At 68.0% G+C, this 5,461-nt stretch carries 5 protein-coding genes and 1 pseudogene; 2 read left to right on the forward strand and 4 right to left on the reverse strand.

Going from position 1 to position 5,461, the window contains the following annotated elements; all coding sequences use genetic code 11:
• From VFA16_RS10805 to VFA16_RS10820, 4 genes are all read right to left on the reverse strand, one after another.
• A partial coding sequence (locus tag VFA16_RS10805) for an AMP-binding protein (RefSeq protein ID WP_324967801.1) occupies positions 1-1,242 on the reverse strand: 1,242 nt, incomplete at its 3' end.
• Positions 1,243-1,364: 122 nt separating this feature from the next.
• Positions 1,365-2,711 (reverse strand): 4-aminobutyrate--2-oxoglutarate transaminase, encoded by a 1,347-nt coding sequence (gene gabT, locus VFA16_RS10810; protein WP_324967803.1) that lies wholly within the window; start codon positions 2,709-2,711, stop codon positions 1,365-1,367.
• 51 nt (positions 2,712-2,762) lie between these two features.
• On the reverse strand, positions 2,763-3,443 hold the full coding sequence (locus VFA16_RS10815) for a nitroreductase family protein (protein WP_324967805.1): 681 nt from the start codon (positions 3,441-3,443) through the stop codon (positions 2,763-2,765).
• Between the two features lie 4 nt (positions 3,444-3,447).
• Positions 3,448-4,587, reverse strand: a complete 1,140-nt coding sequence (locus VFA16_RS10820; RefSeq protein WP_324967806.1) for an amidohydrolase family protein — start codon at positions 4,585-4,587, stop codon at positions 3,448-3,450.
• Between the two features lie 161 nt (positions 4,588-4,748).
• On the opposite strand from VFA16_RS10820, the gene yajC reads away from it, so the two are divergent.
• Positions 4,749-5,114: a preprotein translocase subunit YajC gene (gene yajC, locus VFA16_RS10825; RefSeq protein WP_324967807.1), complete on the forward strand. Its 366-nt coding sequence runs from the start codon at positions 4,749-4,751 to the stop codon at positions 5,112-5,114.
• Positions 5,115-5,194: 80 nt separating this feature from the next.
• A pseudogene (locus tag VFA16_RS10830) lies at positions 5,195-5,461 on the forward strand (protein translocase subunit SecD); the annotation flags it as partial.

A 5,461-nucleotide genomic window follows, 5' to 3' on the forward strand; every position in this document is an offset into this window, starting at 1 on the left:
GGTGGAGCCGTAGCCGTCGAGCAGATGCATGCCAAGAAGTGACTCGACCCATGCCCTCAGCTCGGCCGACGTTGGCGCGGAGCCCGTCATCGCAAAGATGAACCGGCCGCCGAGCAGGTTGGTGCGAAGCTCGTCCATCACCTGAGCCTCGGCGGTGGCGCGGTCGTCACCCTCCGACGTCAGCCGGTCCACCCGGGTCAGGAATTCGCCGTAAAGGGTGTCCCAGACTCGCGGCACGAAGTTCAGCTCGGTGGGCCGCACTAGCGCGAGGTCTTCGAGCAGCGTGGACAGGTCGCTCTTCGCGCCGAAGTAGGCGGTGCCGCCGTTGCCCAGCGTGCCGTAGAGGATGCCGCGTCCCATGACGTGGCTCATCGGCATGAAGTTCAGCGTGATCGACGCGGCAGTCGGCCCGAACCAGTTACGGCTGGAGCGCCGCCACATCTTGGCAACGTTGCTTTGTGGGTATATCGCACCCTTGGGTGCGCCGGTGCTGCCGGAGGTGTAGATCAGCAGGGCCAACGAGTCGTCATCGGTAGGGGCCGCCGGTGCCTCAGGCAACGCCTTTCCGCGCTCCAACACGTCGCCCAGTGTCTCCACGACGACTGCGGTATCGGCCAAACCCGCGCGGGCGGCGTCTAATGCCTCGCGGTGGTCGTCAACCTGCGGGCGGTAGTCGAACACCACCAGCCGCGCCGGCAGGTGCCCGGAGCGGACCAACTCGACGGCGTCGGACAGGTAGTCGACGCTGGCCGCGAGCACGCCCGGCTCGGTCTCGGCGACGATCGGCCGCAGCTGCGCGAGCGCCGCGCTGGTCTGCAGCGGCACCGACACCGCGCCGATGCTGCCCAGGGTTACGTCGATGGTGGTGTAGTCGACGCTGGTGAAACCCAGAACGGCGACGCGCTCGCCCGGGGACACGCCGTCGGCGGCCCACGCATTGCTCAGCGCGCGGACGCGGTCGGCCAGCTCGCGATAGGTAATGGTCTCGAAGCGGTGAAGCAGTTGCGCCGAGATGCGGCCGGTCTCGGGGTCGGTGACGAACTCGACGGCACGCTGGCCGAGCGCCGGCCGGTCGGCGTAACCCTGCAGCACCGTCTGGATCACCTGGGGCAGGCGCAGCCCGGGCTGCTCGAGGGCCGCGGCAACCGCCGGGTCAGGACGGGCGGCGGCGAACTGCGGATCATTGGCGGTCAACTCGGCGATGCGGTGCTCTAGCTGCTCTTCACGGATATCAATCGACATAACACGACCTCGAAACCACGACTTGGGATGGTTGACCAGCGCCTCGTTGCGCCCACAGCAGAAACTACGTTAGCGAAGCTAATCTTATTCCGGGAAGCGGTGAGCGAGCGTTGTGAGATGAATTACCGCTCAAGCTTGGCGAGCAGCTCTGCGATGACGTCAAGGCCTTCGGTCAGCAGCTCGTCGCTGATGGTGAGCGGCGGCAACAACCGCACGACGTTGTCGAAGGTGCCGGCGGTCAACACGATGACCCCGGCGGCGTGCGCGGCGGCGGCCAGCGCGCTGGTCAGCTCGAAGTCGGGCTCGGCGGAGCCGGGTTTCACCAGCTCGACGGCGATCATGGCGCCGCGGCCGCGGACGTCGCCGATCCGCTCGTCGTCACGCTGCAACGCGCGCAGTCGGTCCGTGGTCAGCTCGCCGATCTGCCGCGCCCGCTCGACCAGCCCGTCGGCCTCGATCGTGGCGATGCTGGCGAGCGCCGCCGCGCAGCAGACCGGGTTGCCGCCGAAGGTGCCGCCCAGACCGCCCGGTTGGGCGGCGTCCATGATCGCGGCGCGTCCGGTCACCGCCGAAAGCGGCAACCCGCCGGCGATCGCCTTAGCGGTGCAGATCAGGTCGGGCTGGATGCCCTCGTGCTCGCAGGCGAACATCGCGCCGGTACGGGCGAACCCCGTCTGGATTTCGTCGGCGATGAACACCACGTCGTTCTGCCTGCACCACTCGAGCAGGGTGGGCAGGAATCCGGGGGCAGGGACGATGAAGCCGCCTTCGCCCTGGATCGGTTCGATGAGCACGGCGGCGACGTTGTCGACGCCGACCTGCTGGTCGATGACGCGGATGGCGCGCTGTGCTGCCAGCTCTCCGTCGGTGGCCAGCTCCTCGTCGAGCAGGCGGTCGCGAAACGGGTACGACAGCGGCGCCCGGTAGATCTCCGGGGCGAACGGTCCGAAGCCGCTCTTGTACGGCATCGACTTGGCGGTCAGCGCCATCGCCAGGTTGGTGCGGCCGTGGTAGGCGTGGTCGAACGCCACCACGGCGGGTTTGCGGGTATGGCAGCGGGCGATCTTGATGGCGTTTTCGACGGCCTCGGCGCCGGAGTTGAACAGAACCGAGCGCTTGTCGCCCGAGCCCGGCGTCAGCCGGTTGAGTTGTTCGGCGAGCGCGATGTAGTTCTCGTACGGGGTCACCATGAAGCAGGTGTGGGTGAACTCGGCGACTTGGGCGCGCACTGCGTCGACGACGCGCGGCGCGGCATTGCCGACCGTGGTAACCGCGATGCCCGACCCGAGGTCGATCAGCCGGTTGCCGTCGACGTCCTCGACGATGCCGCCCCCGGCGCGCACCGCGTATACCGGCATGGTGCTTCGGACGCCGCTTGCCACCGCGGCGGCGCGACGCTTGGTCAGTTCCAGCGAGGCCGGGCCCGGGATTTCGGTGACGAGGTGGCGACTCTGGTCGAGAGCGGGCACGTCGGTCTCCTCACGGGTCGCGGTCGTGGTTCGAGCCTATCGGTGCCGGCGTCATGCCCCAGGCGCACCGAACGTGGGTCCGTCGACCGAGTCGACGGTGGCAAAGGCGCGCAGCGGGGCGCGGTTGAGCCGGCGTGGTTGACGGACCGGGTAGCCCAGCGCGATCACTGCCGCCAACGCCAGCGGGTCGCGGGCTCCCAGCAGCGCCTTCACCTCGTCTTCAGCGCGAATCAGGATGGTGGTGATCACGCCGCCCAGCCCCTCGTCGCGGGCGGCGAGCAGGATGCTCCAGGTGAACGGGTAGATCGAGGCCCCGCCGGCGAACGAATACCGGGCCATGTCGCGGTCCATCGCCGCCAGCAACGACAGGTCGACGAACACCGCCAGCAACGCCGGCGCCTCATCGAACCGCTCGGCGAAGTCGCCTGGCGGTGCAGGGTTTCCAGCCGAAAGGGCCCGCGCCTCGGCGTCGCGGTCGTTGGTCGGCGCCCACGGCCGCAGGCCGGCCGCGCTTATCGCCATGTACTGGCTGATGCCCTGCACATAGAGGTCGCCGAGGCGGCGCCGCGTCGCGGGATCCTTGACGACCACTACCCGCCAGGCCTGCGCGTTGCCGCCGCTTGGCGCGAAACGTGCGGTGTCCAGGATCCGGGCGAGCACTGCGTCGTCGACGGCTTGGTCACGGAAGGTGCGGATGGCGCCGGTGGTTCGCAGCGCCTCAGTGAGCTCCACCGAGTTACCGACCCAACAGCGAGTCGACGTTGTCGTGGAAGAGCCCGGGCATCGCGGGCTCGTCGCAGCCCATCCGCCGGTAGTCGTCGAGTGGCGTCGCGGTGCCCTCGGAGTGCGGGTAGTCGCTGCAGAACATGAACACGTCGCCGGTCTTGTCGGTCAGCTGCTTGGGGTCCTCGTAGGAAAACGACGACACCCGCACGTGGTCGAGGAAGTATTCGCTCGGTCGCCGCGACAACCTCGCTACCGGCTTGCCGTTGAGCCGGGTGGTGAAATCCGATGCGCCGTCCAGCATCAGCAGAAACGCCGGCACCCACGCCGAGCTGAGCTCGACCACCCCGAAGCGCAGCGCGGGATGGCGGTCAAACACGCCATGCAAGATCAGGTCGGTCAACGCCAGCGCCGGGGGCACCCACAAGAACACCGCCTCGGTGGTCGTGGCCAAGTCATCCGCCGGGTCCTCCGGATACCAGCAATCGTCGAACACCCGGACCTGGTCAGCGACGTGGAAGACCGGGGTGACGCCGTGGTCGACGAATGCCGACCACATTCGGTCGTGTTGGGGGTCTGACAGCGCTCGGCCGTCCACCGGCCCGGCGCCGATCATGGCCAGCCGGACACCGGCCCCCGCCAGCGCATCCAGCTCGCCCTCCAGCCAGCCCGGGTCGCGCAGCGTCAGATGAGCCACCGGATGAAGACGGCCGCGGCCCTCGGCCTGCACCACCGCACACCAGCGGTTCCACGCCGTCATGTTCGCGGTCAGCGCGGGCAGCGACGACGAGAGGCGCCGCTCCCACAGCAGGCCGAAATTGGGGAACAGGACGGCCTCGTCGAGACCGACGTCGTCAAGCCAGTCGATGCGAGCCGCGGGCAGCCAGTAAGCCTCCGGCAACGCTTCGTCGTAGCGGTATGACGCCGGCTCGCCGGCCCGTTGCCGGTTGCGGTGCTCGCCGCAGGAGGCGGTGTTGCCGGGAAGATGGACATCAGCCAGGGCAAGGTGAGCGCCGCGCCAGCTCAGCCAGGTGTAGCCGAGCTCGTCGTCGACCAGGCTCAGTGCCTCCTCCCGGGCGGCCGGATCCATATGGTCGGCCCATAGCGAGCGGCTCTCGTAGAGGTGCTGGTCCGAGTCGACGATGCGGGTCATATCGCCCGTTGTCTCACTGTCGCACCGCCGCGTCAAGACCGTCGGTGTGCCGCCGGGTCGGTAGCGAAGGCTCGCAATGGCACACTGGGGACTTACCAAGCCGGGGAGCTGTTCCTGTTTGACGCCCTGGCCGTCAACCAATACGAAAGATAGTTGCTGTCATGGACCTGTTCGTCTTCTTGCCGCTGATTATTCTGCTGGCCGGATTCATGTTCTTCGCGTCACGGCGTCAAAAGCGTGCGATGCAAGCCACCATCGACCTGCATGAGTCGCTGCGCATCGGCGACCGTGTGCACACCACATCGGGGTTGCAGGCGACCATTACCGGAATCACCGATGACACAGTGGACCTCGAGATCGCGCCGGGCGTGGTGACGACCTGGATGAAGCTTGCCATTCGGGACCGTATCGAGCCGGAGACTCCCGATGCCGAGGCCACCGATGCCGAGGAGGCCCGCGAGTTGGGCCACGAGCAGGCCGCCGTCGAGCAGGACACGCCTGACCGGGAGCGGCTGACCAACGACTGAGGTCTGGCCACTGGCACGTACTCTTTGCGGGGTGCAGTGACCACCGCGGGAGCGGATAGCGCGAGAGTGGAGGAGAGAACGTGGCATCGCCTTCGGCGCCGGTGCATCCTGCCCGCTATCTGTCGGTATTCCTGGTCCTGCTGGTCGGCGTCTCCCTGCTGGTGTTCCTGACCGGGAACAAGCGGGCCGAACCCAAACTCGGCATCGATCTGCAGGGCGGTACCCGGGTCACGTTGACCGCGCGAACCCCCGACGGGTCGCGTCCGACCCGCCAGGCGTTGTCGCAGGCGCAGCAGATCATCGGTGCCAGGGTCAACGGCCTGGGCGTCTCCGGTTCCGAAGTCATC

The sequence above is a fragment of the Mycobacterium sp. genome (assembly GCF_035653355.1).
Taxonomy (GTDB): Bacteria; Actinomycetota; Actinomycetes; order Mycobacteriales; family Mycobacteriaceae; genus Mycobacterium.

What these genes read in the sequence shown, in the direction of transcription:
- VFA16_RS10820 (WP_324967806.1), bottom strand. Translation starts at nt 4,587, where the DNA reads ATGACCCGCATCGTCGACTCGGACCAGCACCTCTACGAGAGCCGCTCG.
- yajC (WP_324967807.1), top strand. Translation starts at nt 4,749, where the DNA reads ATGGACCTGTTCGTCTTCTTGCCGCTGATTATTCTGCTGGCCGGATTC.